21 protein-coding genes and 1 pseudogene are annotated in these 23,731 nt (G+C 61.4%); 11 read left to right on the forward strand and 11 right to left on the reverse strand.

The window, feature by feature from the left end:
- Nucleotides 1-44 precede the first annotated feature (44 nt).
- From hmpA to HU773_RS05735, 3 genes are all read left to right on the forward strand, one after another.
- The gene (gene hmpA, locus HU773_RS05725) at nucleotides 45-1,226 is read left to right on the forward strand and encodes an NO-inducible flavohemoprotein (RefSeq protein ID WP_128593285.1); all 1,182 of its coding nucleotides are present in this window, start codon (nucleotides 45-47) and stop codon (nucleotides 1,224-1,226) included.
- Nucleotides 1,227-1,466: 240 nt separating this feature from the next.
- A complete protein-coding gene (locus tag HU773_RS05730) occupies nucleotides 1,467-1,973 on the forward strand; it encodes a disulfide bond formation protein B (protein WP_057958354.1) in 507 nt (168 codons plus the stop codon).
- Between the two features lie 155 nt (nucleotides 1,974-2,128).
- Nucleotides 2,129-2,449, forward strand: a complete 321-nt coding sequence (locus tag HU773_RS05735; RefSeq protein WP_162947692.1) for a hypothetical protein — start codon at nucleotides 2,129-2,131, stop codon at nucleotides 2,447-2,449.
- Nucleotides 2,450-2,526: 77 nt separating this feature from the next.
- Here HU773_RS05735 and HU773_RS27605 read toward each other — a convergent pair.
- Nucleotides 2,527-2,741 (reverse strand): annotated as a pseudogene (locus tag HU773_RS27605) (hypothetical protein).
- 27 nt (nucleotides 2,742-2,768) lie between these two features.
- On the opposite strand from HU773_RS27605, the gene cyoA reads away from it, so the two are divergent.
- The 5 genes from cyoA to cyoE are packed head-to-tail and all read left to right on the forward strand — an operon-like array spanning nucleotide 2,769 to nucleotide 7,593.
- On the forward strand, nucleotides 2,769-3,707 hold the full coding sequence (gene cyoA, locus HU773_RS05740; protein WP_029300208.1) for a ubiquinol oxidase subunit II: 939 nt from the start codon (nucleotides 2,769-2,771) through the stop codon (nucleotides 3,705-3,707).
- 3 nt (nucleotides 3,708-3,710) lie between these two features.
- Nucleotides 3,711-5,729, forward strand: coding sequence for a cytochrome o ubiquinol oxidase subunit I (cyoB, locus tag HU773_RS05745; protein WP_057444528.1), 2,019 nt, complete (start codon nucleotides 3,711-3,713; stop codon nucleotides 5,727-5,729).
- Between the two features lie 3 nt (nucleotides 5,730-5,732).
- On the forward strand, nucleotides 5,733-6,359 hold the full coding sequence (gene cyoC / locus HU773_RS05750; protein ID WP_038446230.1) for a cytochrome o ubiquinol oxidase subunit III: 627 nt from the start codon (nucleotides 5,733-5,735) through the stop codon (nucleotides 6,357-6,359).
- Nucleotides 6,359-6,694 carry a cytochrome o ubiquinol oxidase subunit IV gene (gene cyoD / locus HU773_RS05755; protein WP_029300215.1) on the forward strand — a complete coding sequence of 112 codons (336 nt, stop codon included), beginning with the start codon at nucleotides 6,359-6,361 and terminating at the stop codon, nucleotides 6,692-6,694. The genes cyoC and cyoD overlap by 1 nt, the downstream gene beginning before the upstream one ends.
- A gap of 11 nt (nucleotides 6,695-6,705) precedes the next feature.
- Nucleotides 6,706-7,593, forward strand: coding sequence for a heme o synthase (gene cyoE, locus HU773_RS05760; RefSeq protein ID WP_029300217.1), 888 nt, complete (start codon nucleotides 6,706-6,708; stop codon nucleotides 7,591-7,593).
- A gap of 680 nt (nucleotides 7,594-8,273) precedes the next feature.
- Here the strand turns inward: cyoE and HU773_RS05765 are convergent.
- The 8 genes from HU773_RS05765 to HU773_RS05800 form a co-directional block, all read right to left on the reverse strand.
- Nucleotides 8,274-8,978, reverse strand: coding sequence for a hypothetical protein (locus HU773_RS05765; RefSeq protein WP_128593920.1), 705 nt, complete (start codon nucleotides 8,976-8,978; stop codon nucleotides 8,274-8,276).
- A gap of 108 nt (nucleotides 8,979-9,086) precedes the next feature.
- On the reverse strand, nucleotides 9,087-10,004 hold the full coding sequence (locus HU773_RS05770; RefSeq protein ID WP_057960594.1) for a CobW family GTP-binding protein: 918 nt from the start codon (nucleotides 10,002-10,004) through the stop codon (nucleotides 9,087-9,089).
- A complete protein-coding gene (locus HU773_RS05775; RefSeq protein WP_120731706.1) occupies nucleotides 10,001-11,737 on the reverse strand; it encodes an amidohydrolase in 1,737 nt (578 codons plus the stop codon). Before HU773_RS05775 ends, HU773_RS05770 begins: the two co-directional genes overlap by 4 nt.
- Before the next feature lie 132 nt (nucleotides 11,738-11,869).
- The gene (locus HU773_RS05780; RefSeq protein WP_057960592.1) at nucleotides 11,870-13,051 is read right to left on the reverse strand and encodes a pyridoxal phosphate-dependent aminotransferase; all 1,182 of its coding nucleotides are present in this window, start codon (nucleotides 13,049-13,051) and stop codon (nucleotides 11,870-11,872) included.
- A gap of 21 nt (nucleotides 13,052-13,072) precedes the next feature.
- Nucleotides 13,073-13,762, reverse strand: coding sequence for an ABC transporter permease (locus tag HU773_RS05785; protein WP_057437876.1), 690 nt, complete (start codon nucleotides 13,760-13,762; stop codon nucleotides 13,073-13,075).
- Between the two features lie 12 nt (nucleotides 13,763-13,774).
- Entirely contained in the window at nucleotides 13,775-14,488 is a 714-nt protein-coding gene (locus tag HU773_RS05790; RefSeq protein WP_057437878.1) for an ABC transporter permease, read from the reverse strand.
- Nucleotides 14,489-14,506: 18 nt separating this feature from the next.
- Nucleotides 14,507-15,280, reverse strand: a complete 774-nt coding sequence (locus tag HU773_RS05795) for a transporter substrate-binding domain-containing protein (protein ID WP_057960591.1) — start codon at nucleotides 15,278-15,280, stop codon at nucleotides 14,507-14,509.
- 47 nt (nucleotides 15,281-15,327) lie between these two features.
- Nucleotides 15,328-16,110: an ABC transporter ATP-binding protein gene (locus HU773_RS05800; RefSeq protein ID WP_186626330.1), complete on the reverse strand. Its 783-nt coding sequence runs from the start codon at nucleotides 16,108-16,110 to the stop codon at nucleotides 15,328-15,330.
- Nucleotides 16,111-16,344: 234 nt separating this feature from the next.
- On the opposite strand from HU773_RS05800, the gene HU773_RS05805 reads away from it, so the two are divergent.
- The 3 genes from HU773_RS05805 to HU773_RS05815 all read left to right on the forward strand — a co-directional run bounded on the left by HU773_RS05805 (nucleotide 16,345) and on the right by HU773_RS05815 (nucleotide 21,153).
- Nucleotides 16,345-17,229 (forward strand): LysR substrate-binding domain-containing protein, encoded by an 885-nt coding sequence (locus HU773_RS05805; RefSeq protein ID WP_057960590.1) that lies wholly within the window; start codon nucleotides 16,345-16,347, stop codon nucleotides 17,227-17,229.
- A gap of 118 nt (nucleotides 17,230-17,347) precedes the next feature.
- Complete coding sequence (locus HU773_RS05810; RefSeq protein WP_186626329.1) at nucleotides 17,348-18,955, forward strand: 5-guanidino-2-oxopentanoate decarboxylase; 1,608 nt, start codon at nucleotides 17,348-17,350, stop codon at nucleotides 18,953-18,955.
- Between the two features lie 164 nt (nucleotides 18,956-19,119).
- Nucleotides 19,120-21,153 (forward strand): c-type cytochrome, encoded by a 2,034-nt coding sequence (locus HU773_RS05815; RefSeq protein ID WP_057960588.1) that lies wholly within the window; start codon nucleotides 19,120-19,122, stop codon nucleotides 21,151-21,153.
- 32 nt (nucleotides 21,154-21,185) lie between these two features.
- Here HU773_RS05815 and HU773_RS05820 read toward each other — a convergent pair whose 3' ends face one another.
- Entirely contained in the window at nucleotides 21,186-21,467 is a 282-nt protein-coding gene (locus tag HU773_RS05820) for a hypothetical protein (protein WP_057960587.1), read from the reverse strand.
- Nucleotides 21,455-22,723 carry a 2-aminoadipate transaminase gene (locus HU773_RS05825; RefSeq protein ID WP_186626328.1) on the reverse strand — a complete coding sequence of 423 codons (1,269 nt, stop codon included), beginning with the start codon at nucleotides 22,721-22,723 and terminating at the stop codon, nucleotides 21,455-21,457. Before HU773_RS05825 ends, HU773_RS05820 begins: the two co-directional genes overlap by 13 nt.
- Nucleotides 22,724-23,731 lie beyond the last annotated feature (1,008 nt).

The following is a 23,731-nucleotide window of genomic DNA, read 5'->3' on the forward strand; positions in this document are numbered from 1 at the left end:
ACAGGGTAATCATTCAGAAGCCTTAAAGGCTCAGGAGTCTCCCCATGCTTAGCGTTCAAGACCGTGCCATCATCAAGTCCACTGTGCCGCTGCTCGAAAGCGGTGGCGAAGCCCTGATCACCCACTTCTACCGCATGATGCTCTCCGAGTACCCCGAAGTGCGCCCGCTGTTCAATCAGGCCCACCAGGCCAGCGGCGACCAGCCCCGCGCCCTGGCCAATGGCGTGCTGATGTACGCCCGGCATATCGACCAACTGGATCAGTTGGGCGACCTGGTGGCCAAGATCATCAACAAGCACGTGGCCCTGCAAATCCTCCCGGAGCACTACCCGATTGTCGGCAACTGCCTGCTGCGGGCGATTTCCGAGGTGCTGGGTGACGAAATCGCCACCCTAGAAGTGATGAGCGCGTGGGGCGCGGCTTATGGTCAGTTGGCCGACATTCTGATCGGCGCAGAAAGCGCCATCTACGACGAAAAAGCCCAGGCCGTTGGCGGCTGGCGCGGGGCGCGTGCGTTTCTGCTGGTCAAGCGTGTGGAGGAGAGCAGTGAAATCGTCTCCCTGTACTTTGCCCCGGTGGACAATGGCCCGATCCTCGCCGCCGAGCCCGGCCAATACATCGGCCTGAAGCTGATCCTCGATGGCGAAGAAGTGCGCCGCAACTATTCATTGTCGGCGCGCACCGATGCGGGCCTGTACCGCATCAGCGTCAAGCGTGAAGCGGGCGGGCGCGTGTCCAATTACCTGCATGACCAGATGCACGTGGGCGCGACCATCGACCTGTTCCCGCCATCGGGGGAGTTCACCCTGGTGCCCAGCGACAAACCCCTGGTGCTGATCAGCGGCGGGGTGGGCATCACCCCGACCTTGCCGATGCTGGAAGCGGCCCTGGCCACCGAGCGCCCGGTGCATTTTATCCACTGCGCACGCAATGGCGGCGTGCATGCGTTCCGCGATTGGGTCGATGCCCTGGCTGCGCGCCATCCGCAACTGCAGCGCTTTTACTGCTATGCCGAAGACGACGGCATCAGCCCGGCGGCGGACAACCTCGGGCTGCTGACCCAGGAGCAACTGGCGGCGTGGTTGCCCGAAGAGCGTGATGTGGATGCCTACTTCCTGGGGCCGAAGGGTTTTATGAGCGCGATCAAGCGTCACCTCAAGGCGCTCGGTGTACCTGAGAAGCAGAGCCGGTATGAGTTCTTCGGGCCGGCGGCGGCGCTGGAATAAGCGGCCGCTCTTCAACACCGTATTGGCCTCTTCGCGAGCAAGCCCGCTCCCACATTTGATCTGTGAATACATTCAAATGTGGGAGCGGGCTTGCTCGCGAAGAGGCCCGAAAGACCACCACATTAATGTGTCGTTAACCCGCCTGCGCCTAAGATTGCGACGCCTACTGCTAAATTTTCACCACCTGTGTGTAAACTTGCGGCCATTGGCACACCCATCATTAGGCAAAGGGAAACGGGGATGATTGACGAAATGCGGTTGGGCCGTGAGCGGCGCTTCCTGGTGTTGCTGGGCATCATCTGCCTGGCGCTGATCGGTGGCGCGCTTTATATGCAGATAGTGCTGGGCGAAGCGCCATGCCCTTTGTGCATCTTGCAACGCTATGCCTTGTTGCTGATTGCGCTCTTTGCCTTTATTGGCGCGGCCATGCGCACCCAGCGCAGTGTCACGGTCTTTGAAGTGCTGGTCGTGCTCAGCGCCCTCGGTGGTGTCGCTGCCGCCGGGCACCATGTGTATACCCAGTTCTATCCGACCATCAGTTGTGGCGTCGATGTGCTGCAGCCGATTGTCGATGACCTGCCCCTGGCGAAGATCTTCCCCCTGGGCTTCCAGGTCGATGGTTTCTGCAGTACCCCGTACCCGCCGGTCCTGGGCTTGTCCCTGGCCCAGTGGGCGCTGGTGGCGTTTGTGTTGACGGTGATCCTGGTGCCCCTGGGCATTTACCGTAATCGCAAGCACAACGCTTAAATCGTCCTACAAAGCGCCCCTGTCCTGCTGATGCAGGCAGGGGCGTTTTTGTGTGTGGGCATTTTGTGAAGGGGTCATGACGCTGGACAAGATTGGCTGCGCGCAACGTGCGACACGTTGTCACACTGAGGGCGCCGCAGGACATTTCATACCCCATGGCACAGCGCTTAATCGACCATGGGTTGGGCGCTTTTGCCTGTCATTTTCCACCCTGGCCGACCCCGCGCGCGGCGTGCTCTACAGAACATCCAGTGATGGGCGAATGCCTTGTTTTTAGCGGGCTTGCCTGGGGTTTGGCGACCCTGGAAGAGGTCTCTGGGTGCGACAGAATGGGCAATAACACGGCTTTTTTTGGGGTTTTTGTTGAGAATCAAACGCGATACGATCCCGAACCTTTGCAACAATGGCGCAGGATTATTGCTGGAAACGATAAAAATTATTTCTTTATAGGTCATGGTTTATACATCGCCAGCTAACTACAATCGCCCGCACTGAGTGTCCGGTGCTGCTCAACCCTGAGCAAATAGGGCGGTCGAGAGGCGGAAACAATGCTTCATGCGACCCCAGGTGCCGGCAGCCTTTCAACTATCCGCACCAAATGGAATTGGTCTGTAACAAGGCCTTTGACCAACGAAATCGAATAAGAATTCACCGCCAGACCTGGACGTGTCGATCAGCGCATGAAGCGCCGGGCAGGCCCTTATTCAATCGAAGAGAAATGCCAACCCTTGGCAGGGTGAAGTGTTGGCGATCAAAACCCAACTGCATTGCGCAAGCTGCTTTAGAGGTCGTGAGATGAGTAAAAACAGGTACACCCGATTACTAGGCATAGTGCCGCTTTTCGGCATGTTATTGCTGGGAGGCTGCAACTGGACGCTGCTCGACCCTGTGGGTCAGGTCGGCGTAGAGCAACGTAACCTGATCATCACGGCCACCTTGCTGATGCTGTTGGTCGTGGTGCCGGTGATCGTGATGACCTTCGCGTTCGCCTGGAAATACCGCGCGTCCAACACCAAGGCGACCTACGCGCCGAAGTGGTCGCACTCCACCAAGATTGAAATCGCGGTGTGGCTGGTACCTGTACTGATCATTATCGCCCTGGGTTACATCACCTATAAGTCGACCCACGAGCTGGACCCTTACCGTCCGCTGGAATCCGACGTGCCGCCAATCACTATCGAAGTGGTCGCGCTGGACTGGAAGTGGCTGTTCATCTATCCCGAGCAAGGGATCGCCACCGTCAACAAGATCGTGTTCCCGGCCAACACCCCGATCAACTTCAAAGTGACCTCGGATGCGGTGATGAACTCGTTCTTCATCCCGGGCCTGGGTGGTCAGATCTACGCGATGGCGGGCATGCAGACCAAGCTGCACCTGATTGCCAACCAGAACGCCGAGCTCGACGGTATCTCCGCCAACTACAGTGGCGCGGGCTTTACCGGCATGAAATTCAAAGCAATCGCCACCACCCAGGAAGACTTCAACGCCTGGGTACAAGAAGCCAAGAGCTCACCAAAACAGCTTGAAAAAGCTGAATACGAAGCCCTTGCCAAGCCAAGCCAGAACAACCCTGTAGAGCTGTACTCCTCGTACACGCCGGACCTGTTTCAGAAAATCATCGACAAGTATGAAGGGATGAAACCAGGCAAGCCGGTCAAGCACGAGAAGAAAGAAGTGGCTGCTGTGGAAGGGACGGACGCAAATTCGCATTCAGCTGCCGGGGCAGAGGAGTAAACGATGTTTGGTAAATTAAGTTGGGAAGCGGTCCCATTCCACGAGCCGATCGTGATGGTGACCATCGCCATGATCGCGCTGGGTGGTCTGGCACTGTTTGCGGCAATCACCTACTTCAAGAAGTGGACCTACCTGTGGACCGAGTGGCTGACGTCGGTCGACCACAAGAAAATCGGCGTGATGTACATCATCGTCGCCATGGTCATGCTGCTGCGTGGTTTTGCCGACGCCATCATGATGCGTACCCAGTTGGCCATGGCCACCGAGGGTTCGCCTGGCTACCTGCCGCCTGAACACTATGACCAGATCTTCACCGCCCACGGTGTGATCATGATCATCTTCATGGCGATGCCTTTCTTCACCGGCCTGATGAACCTGGCAGTGCCGCTGCAGATCGGTGCGCGTGACGTTGCGTTCCCGTTCCTCAACTCCCTGAGCTTCTGGCTGCTGGTTTCCGGCGTGGTGCTGATCAACCTGTCCCTGGGCGTCGGCGAATTCGCCAAGACCGGTTGGGTTGCCTATCCGCCGTTGTCGGGGCTGCAATACAGTCCGGGCGTGGGGATGGATTACTACATCTGGGCGCTACAGCTATCCGGGTTAGGTACGACGCTGACGGGGGTCAACTTCCTGGCCACCGTGCTGAAAATGCGTACCCCAGGCATGAAACTGATGGACATGCCGATCTTCACCTGGACCTGCACCTGGGCCAACGTTCTGATCGTGGCTTCGTTCCCGATCCTGACCGCTACCCTGGCACTGTTGACGCTTGACCGTTACATGGATTTCCACATTTTCACCAATGAACTTGGTGGCAATCCAATGATGTACGTGAACCTGTTCTGGGCATGGGGTCACCCTGAGGTGTACATCCTGATCCTGCCAGCGTTCGGTATCTTCTCCGAAGTGATCTCGACCTTTACCGGCAAGCGCCTGTTCGGTCACCACTCGATGGTCTACGCCTCGGGCGCGATCTCCGTACTGGGCTTCATGGTCTGGCTGCACCACTTCTTCACCATGGGTTCGGGGGCCAGCGTCAACGCCTTCTTCGGCCTGGCGACGATGCTGATTTCGATCCCTACGGGGGTGAAGCTATTCAACTGGCTGTTCACCATCTACCACGGCCGCCTGCGCTTCACCAGCCAGGTTCTGTGGACCCTGGGCTTCATGGTGACGTTCGCCATCGGCGGCATGACCGGCGTACTGCTGGCCATCCCGGGTGCTGACTTCGTGCTGCACAACAGCCTGTTCGTGATCGCGCACTTCCACAACGTGATCATCGGTGGTGCGGTATTCGGCTACATCGCTGGTTTCAGCTTCTACTTCCCGAAAGCGTTCGGCTTCAAGCTGCACGAAGGCTGGGGCAAGGCTGCGTTCTGGTTCTGGATCACCGGCTTCTTCGTCGCGTTCATGCCGCTCTATGCACTGGGCTTCATGGGCATGACCCGTCGTCTGAACGCCACTACCAACCCTGAGTGGGTGCCGTACCTGTACGTCGCCATGTTCGGTGCGGTGATGATCGCTGTCGGCATCGCCTGCCAGCTGATCCAGCTGTACGTGAGTATCCGTGACCGCAAGCAAAACGCCTGCGACTCCGGCGACCCATGGAATGCACACACCCTGGAATGGTCGACCTCGTCGCCACCGCCGTTCTACAACTTCGCTGTACTGCCGAAGGCCGAGACCATCGACCCGTTCACCGAAGCCAAGGAAAACGGTACTGCGTACCAGCGACCTGTGCGCTACGAACCGATCCACATGCCGAACAACACCGCCACTGGCGTGGTGATGGGCGCGCTGTTGACGGTCTTCGGTTTCGCGATGATCTGGCACATCTGGTGGCTGGCCATCGCTAGCCTGGCTGGCACCGTGATCTACTTCGTGATCCACGCGGCGCGTGATGATCAAGGCTACATGGTGCCGGTCGACGTGATCGAGCGCATCGAAGCCGAGCAGCACGCTCGCCTGGTAGCCGAGAAGAAGATTCCGGCCAACCGTGTTGAAACCTCGTTGGAACAGGCTTAAACCATGTCGAACTTAGTGACCAATGCTGGACACGCCCATGTCGATGACCATGGGCACGATGACCATCACCACGACTCGGGCGAGATGACCGTATACGGTTTCTGGCTCTACCTGATGACCGACTGCATCCTGTTTGCGTCGATCTTCGCGGTGTACGCGGTACTGGTAAACAACGTAGCGGGTGGCCCGTCGGGCCACGACATCTTCGAACTGAATTACGTGCTGGGCGAAACCGCCTTGCTGCTGTTCAGTTCGATCACCTACGGCTTCGCCATGCTGGCGTTCTTCCGTGGCAACAAGGCAGGCGTGCTCAAGTGGCTGGGCCTGACCTTCCTGCTCGGCCTTGGCTTTATCGCCATGGAGATCAACGAGTTCCACCTGCTGATCTCCGAAGGCTACGGCCCTAGCCGCAGCGGCTTCCTGTCGGCGTTCTTCACCCTGGTCGGTACCCACGGTCTGCACGTAACCGCCGGTCTGATCTGGATGGCGATCATGATGTACCAGGTCAACAAGCATGGCCTGACGTCGACCAACAAGACCCGCCTGAGCTGCCTGAGCCTGTTCTGGCACTTCCTGGACGTGGTCTGGATCTGCGTCTTCACCGTTGTCTACTTGATGGGGACTCTGTAATGGCTAATGCACACTCCCATGACAGCCATGATGCGAGCCACGGCAGCGTAAAGTCTTACGCTATCGGCTTCATCCTGTCGGTGATCCTGACGATCATCCCGTTCGGCCTGGTGATGTACCCAACCTTGCCGAAGGCCACGACACTGGCCATCGTGCTGTTGTTCGCGGTGATCCAGGTGGTTGTCCACCTGTATTACTTCCTGCACCTGGATCGCTCCCAGGCCCAGCGCAACAACGTGATTGCGTTTGTGTTCACGGCCATTGTGATCCTGCTGCTGGTTGGCCTGTCGTTGTGGATCATGTTCAGCATCCACACCTACATGATGGCGAAGTGAGGTAAGACCCGATGTCGCTTAAGCACTTTATCCAAATCACCAAACCGGGGATCATTTTCGGTAACGTGCTTTCTGTGGCAGGCGGTTTCTTCCTGGCCTCCAAGGGGCATGTCGATCTGGCCATCTTCCTGGCTGCAATGATCGGCACTTCCCTTGTTGTGGCGTCCGGTTGCGTGTTCAACAACTGCATCGACCGTGACATCGATATCAAGATGGAGCGCACCAAGAATCGCGTGCTGGTCCAGGGCCTTATCTCCCTGAAACTGGCACTGATCTTCGCGACCGTCCTCGGTGTTGCCGGCGTGGCATTGCTGTACACGGTGGCCAATCCGCTGGCGGCGTTGTTTGCCGTGATCGGTTTTGTCATCTACGTCGGCCTCTACAGCCTGTACCTCAAGCGCAAGTCGGTTCACGGCACGCTGGTGGGCAGCCTGTCGGGGGCGATGCCGCCGGTGATTGGTTATGTGGCTGTGACCAATAGCTTCGACATGGCTGCGCTGGTGCTGCTGGTGATGTTCAGCCTGTGGCAGATGCCGCACTCCTACGCCATTGCGATCTTCCGTTTCAACGACTACCTGGCGGCTTCGATTCCGGTATTGCCGGTCAAGCGTGGCATCCAGGTGGCGAAGAAACACATCCTGCTGTACATCCTGGCCTTCCTTGTGGCGACCTTGATGTTGACCTTCAGTGGGTATGCCGGCATGAGCTACCTCGCCGTCGCCGCGGCCATGGGCATGTACTGGTTGTACATGGCCTGGACCGGCTACAAGGCGGTGGATGACACTGTCTGGGCGCGTAAGTTGTTTGTCTTCTCGATCTTCACCATTACGGCTTTGAGCGTGATGATGTCCCTGGATTTCCAGGTGCCGAAAGAGTTGTTGCTGACTTACGCCCACTGAGTTGGGATGTCATGAAAAGCCCCGCCTTTGAGAGAAGAGCGGGGCTTTTTTGTGGGGTGGGGGTTGGTATGGGTACATATCCATTTCTGCGGTAACGGCGGCTATTGGTTCCGCTCAACAGCGGGTCACTTTTGGAAAAGAGCCCCAAAAGTAACCAAAAGGGCTCTTGCCCCACCACTCGGTGCCTCGCCTAGGCTCGGCATGCCCGCAGTCAGGCATTGCTCCGTGGGCCCGCCGCGATCGGCCATCCATGGCCGTGTCGCGGCTACCCCGGCATCCATGCCGGGGTGCCCACTGCGCAATACCTGCCTGCGGCCATCGTGGTTTAACGGGGCGCCTAGGATCAAGATCAAAAGCCAGATCAAAAGCAGAGCAACAGCAACAGCAACAGCAACAGCAACAGCAAAGCCGGGGTGCGAAGCTGCCTTCCCCTGTGGGAGCTGGCTTGCCTGCGATGGCGGCAGGTCAGTCAATAGATTTATCGGCTGATACACCGTCATCACAGCGATGCGGCGGCCCCCCAAATCAATGTCGGATGAGGGGCATGCCGAGTCTAGGCGAGGCACCGAGTGGTGGGGCAAGAGCGCTTTGCTTACTTTCGCGCTCTACAAAAGTGAGCCGCTGTAAGGGCGGAACCAATAGCCGCCATTACAAAAAACGGATATGTACTCAATCAAGACCTATTGCTGAGCAATGCTATACCCATCAAACGCCGTCTGCTGTTGCAGCGCCGTCACAATACTCTTGCGCGTCAAAGGCTGCTCGGCACCGGAGTTATCCACAAAGCTTTCACTCTCAAGCTCCGCCTCATCCCCTTCACCCACAAAACTAAAGCCCAAAAACTCCAGCGCCTCGCGGTCAACATTGAGCTTGGAGCGCGGCGTGCGCATCGGCAGGGTCACGCTGATCCCGTCCTTGCTGATCACAAACACCTCAACTTCCTTCTTCGCCCGCGCAGCCTTGCCCTTGCCGGCGCTCGGGTTGCTGATGGCCTGGTGGGTCTGGTTCAACACCTTGAGCGCCAGGCCATACACCAGTTCCTGGAACTCGGGGTCGTCCTTGAAGCTGGAAAGGATTCGGCTGATCGAAAACTTGCTGCTCAGGTCTTCCAGGGCTGCGTTGTCGGCGGCTTCGGCGTCTTTGAGCTGCTTGAGCTGGCCCATCAAGTCATAGGCCTGGTCATCGTCAAAGGCATCGTGGGCCTGGCGGATGGCGACGCGCAATTCGCGGATCTGGTCGCTTTCCTTGGAGGTGTGGAACGCGTCCAGCACCATTTCACTGATGTTCTTGGCCGCTGGCACATGCTGTGAAAGATTGATGGCGTTTTCGTATTCAGCTTTGGACTGCAAAGTGACTACGGATTCTTCAGTACGGGAATCTGACATTGAAATTTCACTACTTCTGTAAGCGGGGAGACGGGAAAAACGTCGGGCATTTTCAAGGGCCGGGGTAGCAAGGTCAAGGCGGCACTCTGCCTTCATCGTCATCCGCGCTTACAGTTCCTGCATCTCCTGCAATTGCGCCTCCAGCGTTTCCCGCAGCCCGCTATCCCGTCGGGCGATAAACACCAGTTGCGCCGAGTCCTGCGCGTGCTCGCCGCTGGCCAGGCTGAACTGGCTGCGGTTGCCCACATGTTGCAACCAGAAGGGTTGCTCATTGCCCTGTAAATGCACCAGGCCTTTAAGGCGGAACAAGTCCTTGGGCAGTTGCCCCAGCCAATCGCGCAGGGCTTTGGCCGGCAGGGCCTGGGTGGCTTGCCAGGTCCAGCTTTCGAACAGTTCGTGGTGCGGCGTCGGCACGGGAGTGAAGCCGTTGCGCGGGGTGCGCTCGCCCAGCAGCAGGGCATCGGGGATCTGCGCCTGCACGGTGCTGATCACGCGTGTGCGGGCACCGATAGTTGCGCGCAGGCTTTGCAGTTCGGCGGCGCTGACCAGGTCGGCCTTGTTCAGCAACACCAGGTCGGCACAGGCCACCTGAGCCCGGGACAAGCGTGCGAACTCACCCTCCAGGGCGCCATAGCCGCTGGCGTCCACCAGGGTGATCACCGTATCCAGATGCAGGTGCGCCTTGAGCTGTGGATAACCCAGGGTTTGCACAATGCGTTGCGGGTCGGACACACCGCTGCACTCGATGACGATACGGTCCAGGCGGGGGCGCAGTTGGCTCAGGCTCACCAGCTGCGCCAGCAGGTCCTCTTGCACAGTGCAGCAGATGCAGCCGTTCTGCAGGCTGAACACGGCGTCGGTGACTTCGGCGATGATCGCCGCATCGATGTTCAGCTCGCCGAAGTCATTGACGATCACCGCCATGCGCCCATGTTGCGGCTGCTGGGCGATGCGGTTGAGCAGGGTGGTCTTGCCTGCGCCGAGAAAGCCCGAAACTACCGTGACTGCAATGCTCTCGCTATTCATTCGATCACCGGCGGCAGGCCTTGCCACACGGCTTGCAGCGCCGTGCCTTCAAAGGTGTTGAGGCGGTCGTACACCGGCCGACCATCGACCAGGGTCAGCAGCACCTGGGTCTGGTGGATGTAGTTGCGCGCCGGCTGGGCGAACAGGTCGCGGTCGATCACGATCAGGTCGGCGCACTTACCCACCTCCAGGCTGCCGGTGGAGTGCTCCAGGCCCATGGCGTGGGCGCCGTTGAGGGTCGCCACTTGCAGTGCCTGTTCCAGGGTGATCGGCTCGCCGAAGCAGTCCGGTTCCTGGTTCCAGGGGTTCTGCCGGGTGACCATGGTTTCCAGGGCCAGCCACGGGTCAATCGAGGCCACCGGCCAGTCGGTGCCCATTACCGCCAGGCCGCCTTCGGCCAGCACACCTTTGAAGTCGTAGATGCGCTTGAGGCGCTCGGCGCCATAACCGGAGCGGGCGCCGCTGGCAAACGGCGTCGGGTACCAGGCCGCCGGGGAGAATTCGGCGATCACATTCAGCGCCTTGAAGCGCTTGAGGTTGCCCGGATGCAGCAACGTGCTGTGGGCGCATTGGTGACGAATGCCGCTGTCACCGTTGACCCGCCGCGCTTCGGCGACCGCATCAAGGAATACATCGGAAGCGCCGTCGCCGGTGCAGTGAGCGATCACCCGCAGGCCACGGCGGTCCATGTCCACCACCATGTCGGTGATATGTTCCGGGGTCAGGTTGAGCTTGCCGCGCCAGGTGGAGTCGGCCGCCCAGGGGGTCATCAGGTACGAAGACTTGGGCTCCACGGTGCCGTCGAAGTGGAATTTCACCGCGTTGGCGTTCAGCCGCGCGCTGCGATAGTAGTGACGCTCGCCGCCGAGCAGTTCCCAGCGCCGGCGCACCGGGAAGATATCGTCCTGCCAACTGATCGCGGCTTCCACGCGCAGGCTCAATTCGCCCGCATCGTCCAGCTCCTTGAGGGCGTCCAGGCGCCGCTCGCAGACGTGAACATACTTGGTCGCGGTAACGCCACGCGAGCTCTGGAAATGCACGCCGTCGCGATAGGCCCGGCGCAGCACCGCCACCGGGGTCGGCGGCATGGCCGCATGGATCAGCGCGTAGGCACCGTCGATCATCAGGCCGTTGGGCTCGCCGCTGAGTTCGTCGCGCTCCATATAGCCGTTGCGCGGGTCGGCGGTGTGGCGGTCGATGCCGGCCAGTTTCAAGGCGCAGGAGTTGACCATCATGGTCCCCCACATACGGTCCAGCAGCGCCACCGGGCGGTCCGGCATGATGCTGTCGAGCCATTCGCGCCCTGGGGTCAGCCCGGCTTCGCGGAAGGTGTAGCGCACCCAGTATTGGCCGTAGATCCAGCCATCGCCGGGGTGGGCATCGGCGTAGGCGTGGATCGCCGCCGCCAGTTGTTCGGGGGTGGGATCTTCGATGCCCACATCCAGGTCATCGCTGTAGCGTGGCGCCAGGGCGAGGTCGGGATGGGTGTGCATATCGTGCAGGCCGGGCATGCAGAATGCGCCCAGCAGGTCATGTTGGCGGGTCTGCGGGCCGATCAGGTGTTGCAGGTCGGCGAATGTACCGACTGCGATAAAACGTCCCCCGCGAATCGCCACCGCGTCGGCCCACGGCTGGGCCGGGTCGAGGGTGTAGAAGCGGCCGTGGTGCAGCACCAGGTCAGCGTGCTCGCCGACAACGGAGTGGGTGGAAGTGAATTGGTCGGAAGCGGTCACGGGGGAAACCTCAATATTCAGAAGCGGCGACGATCAAAGGGTGGGAGCTGGCTTGCCTGCGATGGCATCACCGCGTTGTGCCTGTGGGACCGAGTTGCCCGCATCGCGAGCACGCTCGCTCCCACATAAAGCTCAGCGGTTGGCGCGCAGGCCCTCGACAAACCCGGCAATCCGCTGGCAAGCGTCTTTGAGGGTGTCGTCGGCGACGGTAAAGGAGATGCGCACAAAGCCTTCGGCACTGGCGCCAAACGCCTGGGCATCGAGCACCGACACCCCGGTGGCGCGGAACAGCTGCCAGGCAAAGTCCATGCTCGACAGCCCGGTGCGGCGCACGTCCACCAGCATAAACATGCCGGCCTGTGGCACCCGGCAATCAAGGTCGGCGATGCCACCCAGGCCGGCCACCACCAGGTCGCGCCGGCGGCGATACACCGTGCGCGCGTCGCTCACCACCTCGTCATCCAGCTCCAGGGCCTTGATCGCCGCTTCCTGGATAAACCCGGGCAAGCCATAGAGCATGCACAGCAGCAGGTTATCCAGGTGGCCGACCAACGCGGTCGGCGCCACCACCCAGCCCACGCGCCAGCCGGTCATGGCGTGGGTTTTCGACAGGCTGTTGAGCACCACGGTGCGCTCGGCCATGCCTGGCAGCGAGGCAATGCTCAGGTGCGGCTGGTCGTAAGTGATCTGGCCGTAGACCTCATCGGAAATTACCCACAGGTCGTGCTCACGGGCGACTTCGGCCACCCACTCCAGCTCTTCACGGCTGTAGACGTTCCCGGTGGGGTTGCACGGCGTGGCCAGGGCAATGCCCCGGGTCTTGGCGGTAATGGCTTTTTCCAGGGCCGCGCGGGTCAGGCGAAAGCCGTTGGCTGCCGGTTGCTCGATGGTCGCGATGCGCGCCCCGGAAGCGTGGATGCACGCCTCATAGGTCAGGTACATCGGCTCCGGCACCAGCACTTCGTCGCCATGGCTGAACAGGCACAGCGAGGTGGCGAACAGGCCGTTTTGCGCACCGGCCACCAGGGCCACGTTATCGGCGTGTACGGCGATGCCTTGCAGACGGCTTTGCTTGGCCGCAATCGCCTCGCGCAGGGCCGGTCGGCCGAGGACATGGGTGTAGTGAGTGTCGCCGGCGCGCAGGGCGTCGACGGCGGTTTCGCAAATGGCACTGGCGGTGGCGAAGTCGGGATCGCCGACGCTCAACACAATCACATCTTCGCCACGGCCACGGGCTTCGACGGCCGCGTAGTGAATATCCCAGGCGCTGACGGACTCGCCACTAATGCGCTCGACAAACGGTGAATAACGCATCCTTGTTCTCCTAAAATTGATTCAAGCCTGGCGCTGCGGGACTTTGCCCCAGCGCGAGAAGACGTGTTCGATCACGAACGCCAGGACAATGTAGATCACCGCCACGGCCAACAGTGGCTCATACACCCGCAGCGTCTGCGCCCGCACCAGGTTGGCGGCGCCGAGCAGGTCGGTGACGGCCACGGTGGAGGCCAGGGCGGTCGCCTTGAGCAGCAACACGGTCTCGCCCACCAGGGTCGGCTTCACCAGCTCCAGGGCCCGTGGCAACCAGACCCGGCGCAGCACCATCAGGCGCTTCATGCCAAACGCCCGCGCCGCTTCCAGCTCGCCCCGTGGCACCGCACGCAGGGCGCCGCGCAGCACTTCGCCGACATACGCGCCGACACACAGAATCAGGGCCAGGGCCACGTACCAGAAGCCTTCACGCAAATACGGCCAGAGGAAGCTGCCGCGAATCAGCGGGTAGCTGGCAAACACGCTGCCCACGCCGTAATACAGGATGTAGATCTGCACCAGCAGCGGCGTGCCTCGGAACACCGCGGTATAGGCGCGCAACGGCCCACTGATCAGCGGGTTGGACGACAAGCGCCCCAAGGCCACCAGCACCGCCAGCAAAAAGCCAAACACCCCGGACAAGGCCAGCAACTTCAGGGTGATACCCAGGCCGTGCAGCAGCTCGTTGCCAAAACTGTTGATCCATGAAAAGTCCATCGGCTGCGCTCCTTAGTGCTGCGGCATCCAGCGGTTGATCCGTCGCTCGAACACCCGGAAGGCGCCGTTGGAAATCAGGGTGATGATGAAATACACCGCCGCCACCGCCAGGTAGAACACCAGGTAATGCTTGGTGGAGCCGGCCGCCTGTTTGCCCACCGAGAGCAACTCGCTGTAGCCGACGATGCTGATCAGTGCGCTGTCCTTGACCAGCACCAGCCACAGGTTCGACAGACCGGCCATGGCAAACGGCAACATGCTCGGCAGCAACACCCGGCGCACCAGCAGCCAGCGCTCGATGCCAAAGGCCCGAGCCGCTTCCAGCTGGCCGACGGGAATGGCCTGGATCGCGCCGCGAATGATCTCCGCGGAGTACGCGCCCTGAACGATGCCCAGCACCAGCACGGCGGCGATAAAACCGTTGACCGTCACGCTGTCGCGGCCCATGGCGGCCATCGCCATATTCAGCAGGTCGGTGCCGGCGTAATACAGCAGCAAAATCAGCAGCAGCTCCGGCACCGCGCGGTACAGCGTGGTGTACAGGTTGGCCAGGCGCACCATCCAGCGTGGGCCCTTGAGCTTGATCATGGCCACCAGCAAACCGATGCCCAGGCCCAGCACAAAAGCCCCGGCGGAAATCTGCAAGGTCACCACCGCGCCCTGGAGCAGCGCGTTGAGCCAGCCGTCGGCGACGAACAACTGGGTGAGTTCGGACAAAGAAATCATGGCGCGTTCCGTTGGACGTTATTGCGCGGAAATATCGACGCTGAAATAGCGGCTGCGAATTTTGTCGTAGGTGCCGTCGGCCTTGATTGCCGCCAGCGCGGTGTTGAGCTGCTCGCGCAGGCGGTCGTCACCCTTGCGCACGGCGGCACCGATACCGGAACCGAACAACGGGTCTTTGGGCGCCAGGCCCTTGTCAGCCAGGCCACTGCCGGCATTGGACTTGAGCATCGGCTCGATGGTCAGCGCGTCGGCCAGCATCACGTCGATGCGCCCGCTTTGCAGGTCGGCGGTCATGTCGTCCTGGGTGTTGTAGTAGCGCAGGGTCGAGCCCTTGGCGTAGTAGGTCTTGAGGTAGGTGGCGTTGGAGGTCGAGCCCTGCACACCAATCAACTTGCCCTTTAGACCTTCGGGGGTGGTGACCAGGTCCAGGCTTTTGTCGGCGACCCACATGGCCGGGGTCTGGTAGTAGGGGGCGGTAAAGGCGATGACCTTTTCGCGCTCTTCGGTGATGCTCAGGGAGTTGAGGATCACGTCGATCTGGCTCGATTGCAGCGCCGGGATCAAACCGTCCCAGGACACTTCCTTGAGCGGGCATTGGGCTTGCAGGCGTTCGCACAGGGCCTTGATCAGGTCTGGTTCGAAACCGCTCCAGGCGCCATTGCCGGCTTTTTCGGAGAACGGCGGGTAGGGTTCCAGGGCGATGCCGAACACTATTTTTTCGGCGGCCACTGCGCTGTGGGAAAGCACGGCGAGCACGCAGCCGGCGGCGAGGGATTTCAGAGAGTTATGCATGGCTTGACCCTTTCGAAGTTATTGTTTTGAAGGATGGAAGCGGCAGTTCAAACGCGATTGTCCTGGGCCATGACGAACTGGCGGCAACGCTCGCTGGTGGGGTTCTGGAAGACTTGCTGGGGCGTGCCTTCTTCTTCAACCAATCCCTGGTGCAAAAACATGACCTTGCTCGATACATCCCGGGCAAACGCCATTTCGTGGGTGACGAGGATCATGGTGCGGCCTTCTTCGGCGATGCCCTGGATCACCTTCAGCACTTCGCCGACCAACTCCGGGTCGAGGGCCGAGGTGGGTTCATCCATCAGCAATACACGCGGGCGCATGGCCAGGGCGCGGGCGATGGCCACGCGCTGTTGCTGACCACCGGAGAGGAAGGCCGGGAAGGTATCGCGCTTGCTCGCCAGGCCGACTTTTTCCAGCAGGTGCTCGGCGTGGGCGATGGCGTCCTTGCGGTCTTCACCCAGCACATACATCGGTGCTTCGATGACATTTTCCAGCACGGTGCGGTGGGGCCACAGGTTGAAGCTCTGGAACACCATGCCCAGTTGCGTGCGCAGGCGTGCCACCTGGTCGGGATCGGCGATCAGCGGGTTGCCGGCGCGGTCCTTTTTCAGGCGCACTTCTTCGCCATTGATGCGCAGGCTGCCGCTGCACGGGATCTCCAGCAGGTTGATGCAACGCAGCAGGGTGCTTTTGCCCGAACCGCTGGAGCCGATCAGCGACACCACATCGCCTTCGTTGGCGCGCAGGGAAATGCCTTTGAGAACATGGTGCGCGGCATAGCTCTTGTGCAGAGCATCAATGGCGACCACCGGGGTGACTGGGTTCAAGGGTTATCCCTCTTTATTTTTGTAGATTAGGCAGTTTTCTGCAGGAGCCGGCTCCTGCGCAAAGCTGCACAGGCATGCAGTGATGAGGATCGAGAATAGCCACTGGCCACATGAGGTCAATCGAGCATTTTTCGCTCGATATTGAAATTTAATTCAACTGTCCCGCTCGCCGGTGGCTATGTCTGACGGCTGATTCCGGCTATGGTGCGGGTATCTTCGAGCAGGTGAACATCCATGCGTTACCCCTCCATGACCGCCTTGCGGGCGCTGGACGCGGTGGCTCGGCTGGGCAGCGTGTCCGAGGCAGCCGCCGAGCTGAACCTCACCCCCAGTGCCATCAGCCACCAGATCAAGAGCCTGGAACAGACCCTGGGGTTTGCCCTGACCGAGCGCACCGGGCGCAATATCCGCATCACCTGGCAGGGCGAGCGCTATGCCCGGGATATCCATGGGCTGCTGGCCAATATCCTTGAAGCCGGGCAGCGTTTCGATGGCCAGCAGGTCAGCGGGCGCCTGTGTATCAGCAGCCCGGCGGGGTTTGCTACCTATTGGCTGTGCACCCATATCGCCGACTTCCAGGCACTTTATCCACAGGTCGAACTGCACCTGATATCACCGCGCACCCCGGACGACACCAGCGACCACGGCGCCGACCTGTTTATCGCCTACGGCATGGGCGACTGGCCTAACCAGCATGTGCAGAAGATCGTCTCGCTGCGTTATTTCCCGGTGTGCAGCCCGCGCCTGGTCAACACCATGGGCGGCCTGAAGAACCCGGAACACCTGGCGGGCGCACCGCTGCTGCATATGATCGACTACTCCGACTGGCGCGTATGGCTGGCCGCCGCCGGGGCGCCGAATGTGGATGTGCAGCGTGGCATCGTGTTTGCCGATGCGCACTTTGTGCAGTCGGCGTGCATCGCCGGCCAGGGCATCGCCATGGGCGACAACCTGATCAGCGGCGAGGCCCTGGCCAGGGGCTTGCTGGTGCGGCCGTTCGAGACCGAGATCGAATCCAACCGTGGTTATTACCTGGTGGCCGATCACCAGAAAGTCGAGCGCCCGGTGGTGCAGGCGTTTGGCGAGTGGGTGAAGTCGCAGCTGGGTGGCGGGCTGTAGTGCGCGGCAATCCGTGAATTTTTTTTGCCAATGGCCGGCAAATTTTTTGCTTGTCCGCCCTCGGAGCGCCCCCTAAGGTCCGACCAATCGACACAGAACAATAAGAAGGAAATGAGCAATGACCACCTGTGCCCAGTCCCTGGTTCGCCTGCTGGAAGGTTATGGGGTAGATACCGTGTTCGGCATCCCCGGTGTGCACACCGTCGAGCTCTATCGCGGCCTGCATGGCAGCCGTCTGCGGCATGTCAGCCCGCGCCATGAGCAGGGCGCCGGGTTTATGGCCGACGGCTACGCCCGCGCCAGTGGCAAGCCGGGCGTGTGTTTCATCATTACCGGCCCCGGCATGACCAATATTCTGACGGCCATGGGCCAGGCCTATGCCGACTCGGTGCCGATGCTGGTGATTTCCACCACCAACCGCCGCGAACATCTGCGCCTGGGCCACGGGCATCTGCACGAGCTGCCGGACCAGCGGGCGATGGTCGCCGGTGTGTGTGCCTTCAGCCATACCCTGCAATCACCGGAGCAATTGCCGGAACTGCTGGCCCGCGCCTTCGCGGTGTTCAAGTGCGCGCGCCCGCGCCCGGTGCATCTGGAAATCCCCCTGGATGTGCTGGAGATGCCGGCCATCGACCTCAACCTGATGCCTCGCAGCCTGCCCGGCGCCCCGGCTCCGGCGCCGGCCTCGCTGCGGGCGGCGCTGAGCCTGCTCAATGAAGCGCGGCGGCCGCTGATCCTCGCCGGCGGCGGTGCCCGTGATTGCGCTGAGGTGTTGCAGCAACTGGCCGAACGCCTGCAAGCGCCGGTGGCCCTTACCACCAATGCCCGTGGCCTGCTGCCCATGGGGCACCCGCTGTTGCTGGATGGTGTGCAGTCGTCCAGGCATGGCCGCTCGTTGTTTGACGAGGCCGATGTGATCCTCGCCGTGGGCACTGAATTGGGAGAAACCGACTACGACTTCTTCGGCCTTGGCCCACTGAAATTCAAGGCACCGCTGATCCGCCTGGATATCGACCCGATGCAAGTCATGGGCGTGCAACGCGCCCATGTCGGGCTGCTGGGCGATGCCCGCGAAGGCTTGCAGGCGTTACTGGCTGCGGTCAGCCCGCCAGCGCCGAGCGGGCGTTGGGCACAGGACAGCGTGCAGCGCGTCAACCGTTTGGAACGCGAGAGCTGGAACGCCAAGCAACAGGGGCTGCAAGGCTTGCTGGACCTGTTGCGCGACAGCCTGGTCGACCCGCTGATCGTCGGCGACTCGACCCAGCCGGTGTACCAGGGCGCGGTGGGCTACCAAGCGCCGGCGGCCAACAGTTGGTTCAACGCCGGCACCGGCTACGGCACCCTCGGCTACGGATTGCCAGCGGCGATCGGTGCCAAGCTGGCCAAGCCTGAACGGCCAGTGGTGGCACTGGTCGGCGATGGCGGCCTGCAGTTTGCCAGCAACGAACTGATCGCGGCCCGTGAGGCCGGCATCGGTGTGATCCTGGTGGTGTGGAATAACCAGTGCTACGGCGAGATCCGGGACTATATGCAGGCCCGGGAAATCGTGCCGCTGGGGGTGGATATCCTGACCCCGGACTTTGCCGCGATGGCCCGCAGCTGCCACGTCGCCTATCACACGGCCGACACGCCACAGGCCTTGCACGCGCTGTTGCAAACCCTGGTCGATAGCCGTCAACCGGTGATGATCGAGCTCGACGCCGCGCACTACCTGCAAAACGCCTGAACCGCCCTCGGCCTGATCCATATCAACGGGCTCCCCTCGAAAATCCGCTACAACAAACCGGGGCTTACAAAGCCCCGGTTGTCCGCCTGATGACCTCATAAAAACGCAGACAAACCTGTACCCAGGGGCCAACCCCCCGGCCAGGTTATTAAAGGAATAATGCGATGGCCCTTTCTCTGTCACGTTTGGCCTGGATGGGGGCGACGCTGTGTCTTGCGCTTCCCCTGCACGCCAACGAACCCGCCAAACCCGATACCGAACTGATTGCCCAGGGCAAATACGTTGCCCAACTAGGTGACTGCATCGCCTGCCACACCGCCAAGCAAGGCCCCGAGATGGCGGGTGGCCTGGAGCTGAGCACGCCCATGGGCATCATCTACTCCAGCAACATTACCCCGGACCGCGAGACCGGGATTGGTGCCTATACCTTCGAACAGTTCGACCGTGTGATGCGCGAAGGCGTGACGCCGGCGGGTATGAACCTGTACCCGGCGATGCCGTATCCGTCTTACGCGAAGATGAGCGAAGAGGACATGCGTGCCTTGTTCGCCTACCTGATGCACGCCGTCGAACCGGTGAAACAGGCCAACCTCGAAGCCGACATGGGCTTCCCGTTCAACCAGCGCTGGGGCCTGGCGTTGTGGAATTTCATGTTCCTCGACAAGCAACCGTTCCAGCCCGACCCGGCCCGGGATGCCGTGCTCAACCGGGGCGCCTATCTGGTCCAGGGCCTCGGCCACTGTGGCTCGTGCCACACCCCGCGCGGTATCGCCTTCCAGGAAAAAGCCATGAGCGACGCCGGCAGCAGCGGCGAGCATTACCTGGGCGGGGAAACCGTCGAGCATTGGCGCGCCTTGAGCCTGCGCAACCTATGGACGGTGCAAGACACCGTGCAACTGCTCAAGACCGGGCAGAACCGCTTTGCCACGGTATCGGGCAACATGGTGGACGTGATCCGGCACAGCACCCAGCACTTCACGGATGCTGACCTGACGGCCATTGCGACCTATCTCAAATCCCTGCCACCGGGCAAGGATGACCTGCCGATGCCGGCCGTCGCCAAAGGCCCGGCCGAACTGCCCAAGGACTTGTTCACCAGCCGTGGCGGCCTGGGCTATATGCAGTTCTGCAGCGATTGCCACCGCAGCGATGGCGCGGGCGTGAAGGGCCTGTTCCCGGCATTGGCCGGCAACACCGGCGTGGTTGCCAGCAACCCGACCTCGTTGCTGCACATCACCCTGACCGGTTGGGAAACCGCCGAGACCGCCGCCCATCCACGGGTCTACACCATGCCGGGCTTTGCCAGGCTTGCGAACAACGAAGTGGCGGAAATCCTCACCTTTGTGCGCACACGCTGGGGCAACGAAGGCACGCCGATCAGCACCGCCCAGGTGAAGAAAATGCGTGACCAACTCAACCCGGTGAGCACCGACTCCTCGGCGTTCGAGACGCCGCGCCTGGCCAACCTGCTGGCAGCATCCAATGCCGATCAAGTGGTCCGCGGCATGCGCCTGCACCTGCAAACCAAGGAACTGCTGCCAGACAATGTCGGCAACGCGCTGAACTGCACCAGTTGCCATCTCAACGCTGGCACCGTGGCAGATGGCTCGCCGTTTGTGGGCGTGTCGGCCTTCTTCCCCAGCTACGCCCCACGTGCCGGCAAGGTGGTGAGCCTGGAGGAGCGCATCAACGGCTGCTTCCGCCGCTCGATGAACGGCAAGCCAATACAGCCTCAATCGGCGGATATGCAGGCGATGGTGGCGTACTTCGACTGGATGAAAAACAACACCAAGCCCGAGGATAAAGTCCCTGGCCGTGGTGTCGGCAAGATCGACCCGGCCATCAAGCCCGACCTGGCCAATGGCGAGCAGGTCTACGCCAAGCAATGCGCGGTGTGCCACGGCAGCGACGGCGAGGGCCTGGCCCGTGCCGACGGCAGCCTGGTGTACCCACCGTTGTGGGGCGACCAGTCCTTCAACATCGGCGCTGGCATGGCCCGCACCTACACGGCGGCCGCGTTCGTCAAACGCAATATGCCGATCGGCTTCCACGAGAAATTCCCGTTGGGCCAGGGCGGCTTGTCGGACCAGGAAGCGGTAGACGTTGCCGCCTACTTCTCGCAAAAACCACGCCCGGACTTCCCGGACAAGGTGAAGGACTGGCCGAACGGCGGTAAGCCGGTGGACGCGCGTTACTGACCTCAACCCTGTAGGGGCCGACTTGTCGGCTCCTACAGCGCCAGCCTGAATTCCCGGCTCATCCGATCCTGTTCTTGACGAGATACGTCCATGGCGTTGGCCAATGTCGGCCATTGGCGATCCGCAGGTGGCCGTCGCATTGGACGTGCGCCGCCCAATGTTCTGCCTGGAGCAATCAGTATCCGTTGCCAATCGCCACCTTTGGCGGCGATATGGGCTATGTCCTGTCCCAAACCCAGTACCTGCAGCACAGACAGGCCGAGGGTGACAGCCGCATCGCCTCGCTCCAGAGCCCGCTGGGTCATCTGCGACATGCCGGCGCGTCGAGCTGTGCCAGGCATTTCTCCAGAATATCCAAGCCTTCCTCCAACACCGCCGGCTCGATGGTCAGCGGGGCCAGTAAGCGGATGATATGCCGGGCCTTGCCGCTGGGCATCAGCAGCAATCCTGCGTCGCGGGCCAGGTTCAGCAGTTGTTGGAGTTGGGCGCTGGCTGGGCTGCCGTCGGGGTTGACCAACTCGATACCGCGCATGGCGCCGACGCCGGTCAGGCGGCCGAGGTAGGGCGAGATTTTTTTCGCCTGCCAGGCGGCATGGCGCCCGCAGATCGCGGCTTCCTGTTGTTCGCCCCAGGCTTGCAGGTGTTCGTCGCTCATCACATCCAGGGTGGCCAGGGCGGCCGCGCAGGCGATCGGGTTGCCGGAATAGGTGCCGCCCAGGCCGCCTTTGGGCAGGTTGTCCAGCAAGGCCTTGCGTCCGACCACGGCGCCCAGGGGCACGCCGCCGGCGATGCTTTTGCCCAGCAGGATCAGGTCGGGTTCGATGCCCAGGCGTGAGAAGGCGAAACGCTGGCCAGTGCGGCCAAAGCCGGATTGGATTTCGTCGGCGATCAACAGAATGCCGTGTTCATCGCACAGGCGCCGCAGGGCTCTGGCGAAGGGAATGTCGAGGGCCAGGAAACCGGCTTCGCCCTGCACCGGTTCGAGGATGAAACAGGCCACGTCGGCGATGTCGATTTCGACGCTGAACAGGCGCTCCATGGCTTTGAGTGCATCGTCTGTGGTCACGCCATTGTCTGCGCTGGGGTAGGGCAGGTGATAAACCGGGCCGGGTAGCACGCCGACTTTTTGCTTGTAGGGCGCCACCTTGCCGTTGAGGTTGAGGGTGGCCAGGGTGCGCCCGTGGAAGCCGCCGTCAAAAGCAATCACGGCGGTGCGGCCGGTGGCGCCACGGACGATCTTCAGCGCGTTCTCGGCGGCTTCGGCGCCGCTGTTGGTCAGCATGCCGCTGACCGGGTAAGCCACCGGGATAAAGGCGCTGAGGCGCTCCATCAACTGGATATAGGGCGCGTGCGGCGCGGCATTGAAGGCGTAATGGGTGAGCCGGGTAGCCTGCTCGCGAATCGCCTCGACCACAGTCGGGTGGCAATGGCCGAGGTTGAGCACGCCAATGCCGCCGACAAAGTCGATATAGCGCTTGCCCTCGGTGTCCCAGACTTCGGCGTTGCGCCCGTGGCTCAGGCAGATGGGATGGACGATGGAAATCGACTGGCTGATGGTTTCGTGGCTCATGGATCACGGGCTCGCAAAGGGGCGGTTTGCGCCTATCTAAGCCGCGAGCGCGGTGGCCCGGCAAACGAAATAAAGTCGCCGGGTCATTCGCAAAAATCGGGATGTGGCAATGGCTTTGCGGTGGGAGTGGGCTTGCCCGCGATGGTGGTGTATCAGTCAGCAGATGGGTTGGTTGATTTGGTTGTTGGGGATGTGTACATATCCGTTGCTGCGGTCACGGCCACTTAGGGTTCCGCCCTTACGGCGGCTCACTTTGGAAGAGCGCCAAAGTAAGCAAAGCGCTCTTGCCCCACCACTCGGTGCCTCGCCTAGGCTCGGCATGCCCGCAGTCAGGCATTGCTCCGTGGGCCCGCCGCGATCGGCCATCCCTGGCCGTGTCGCGGCTACCCCGGCATCCATGCCGGGGTGCCCACTGCGCAATACCTGCCTGCGGCCATCGTGGTTTAACGGGGCGCCTGAGATCAAGATCAAAAGCCAGATCAAAAGCAGAGCAAAAGCAGAGCAACAGCAGAGCAACAGCAGAGCCAGAGCGCGAAGCTGCATTCCCCCTGTGGGAGCTGGCTTGCCTGCGATGGCGGTGTATCAGTCGATAAATGTATTGGCTGATACACCGCCATCGCAGGCAAGCCAGCTCCCACAGGTATATGCGTACATCTCGACGATCAGGTCGGCTGTCAGGCCGCCTCGCTTTGCTTGTGATTTTGATCTTAGGCGCCCCGTTAAACCACGCTGGCCGTCATCCGACATTGATTTGGGGGTAACCCGGCAGGACGCCGGGTTAGCCGCGCTGGGCCATGGATGGCCCATCGCGGCGGCCCCCCAAATCAATGTCGGATGACGGGCACACCGAGCCTAGGCGAGGTGCCGAGTGGTGGGGCAAGAGCCCTTTTGGTTACTTTTGGGGCTCTTTTCCAAAAGTGACCCGCTGTAAGAGCGGAACCAATAGCCGCCGTTACCGAAGCAACGGATATGTACACATACCCAGAAGAGAGTGTGTAGATACCTATG

Source organism: Pseudomonas shahriarae, assembly GCF_014268455.2.
Classification (GTDB): domain Bacteria; phylum Pseudomonadota; class Gammaproteobacteria; order Pseudomonadales; family Pseudomonadaceae; genus Aquipseudomonas; species Aquipseudomonas shahriarae.

What these genes read in the sequence shown, in the direction of transcription:
- hmpA (WP_128593285.1), top strand. Translation starts at nt 45, where the DNA reads ATGCTTAGCGTTCAAGACCGTGCCATCATCAAGTCCACTGTGCCGCTG.
- HU773_RS05730 (WP_057958354.1), top strand. Translation starts at nt 1,467, where the DNA reads ATGATTGACGAAATGCGGTTGGGCCGTGAGCGGCGCTTCCTGGTGTTG.
- HU773_RS05735 (WP_162947692.1), top strand. Translation starts at nt 2,129, where the DNA reads ATGGCACAGCGCTTAATCGACCATGGGTTGGGCGCTTTTGCCTGTCAT.
- cyoA (WP_029300208.1), top strand. Translation starts at nt 2,769, where the DNA reads ATGAGTAAAAACAGGTACACCCGATTACTAGGCATAGTGCCGCTTTTC.
- cyoB (WP_057444528.1), top strand. Translation starts at nt 3,711, where the DNA reads ATGTTTGGTAAATTAAGTTGGGAAGCGGTCCCATTCCACGAGCCGATC.
- cyoC (WP_038446230.1), top strand. Translation starts at nt 5,733, where the DNA reads ATGTCGAACTTAGTGACCAATGCTGGACACGCCCATGTCGATGACCAT.
- cyoD (WP_029300215.1), top strand. Translation starts at nt 6,359, where the DNA reads ATGGCTAATGCACACTCCCATGACAGCCATGATGCGAGCCACGGCAGC.
- cyoE (WP_029300217.1), top strand. Translation starts at nt 6,706, where the DNA reads ATGTCGCTTAAGCACTTTATCCAAATCACCAAACCGGGGATCATTTTC.
- HU773_RS05765 (WP_128593920.1), bottom strand. Translation starts at nt 8,978, where the DNA reads ATGTCAGATTCCCGTACTGAAGAATCCGTAGTCACTTTGCAGTCCAAA.
- HU773_RS05770 (WP_057960594.1), bottom strand. Translation starts at nt 10,004, where the DNA reads ATGAATAGCGAGAGCATTGCAGTCACGGTAGTTTCGGGCTTTCTCGGC.
- HU773_RS05780 (WP_057960592.1), bottom strand. Translation starts at nt 13,051, where the DNA reads ATGCGTTATTCACCGTTTGTCGAGCGCATTAGTGGCGAGTCCGTCAGC.
- HU773_RS05785 (WP_057437876.1), bottom strand. Translation starts at nt 13,762, where the DNA reads ATGGACTTTTCATGGATCAACAGTTTTGGCAACGAGCTGCTGCACGGC.
- HU773_RS05790 (WP_057437878.1), bottom strand. Translation starts at nt 14,488, where the DNA reads ATGATTTCTTTGTCCGAACTCACCCAGTTGTTCGTCGCCGACGGCTGG.
- HU773_RS05795 (WP_057960591.1), bottom strand. Translation starts at nt 15,280, where the DNA reads ATGCATAACTCTCTGAAATCCCTCGCCGCCGGCTGCGTGCTCGCCGTG.
- HU773_RS05805 (WP_057960590.1), top strand. Translation starts at nt 16,345, where the DNA reads ATGCGTTACCCCTCCATGACCGCCTTGCGGGCGCTGGACGCGGTGGCT.
- HU773_RS05810 (WP_186626329.1), top strand. Translation starts at nt 17,348, where the DNA reads ATGACCACCTGTGCCCAGTCCCTGGTTCGCCTGCTGGAAGGTTATGGG.
- HU773_RS05815 (WP_057960588.1), top strand. Translation starts at nt 19,120, where the DNA reads ATGGCCCTTTCTCTGTCACGTTTGGCCTGGATGGGGGCGACGCTGTGT.
- HU773_RS05820 (WP_057960587.1), bottom strand. Translation starts at nt 21,467, where the DNA reads ATGTCGCAGATGACCCAGCGGGCTCTGGAGCGAGGCGATGCGGCTGTC.
- HU773_RS05825 (WP_186626328.1), bottom strand. Translation starts at nt 22,723, where the DNA reads ATGAGCCACGAAACCATCAGCCAGTCGATTTCCATCGTCCATCCCATC.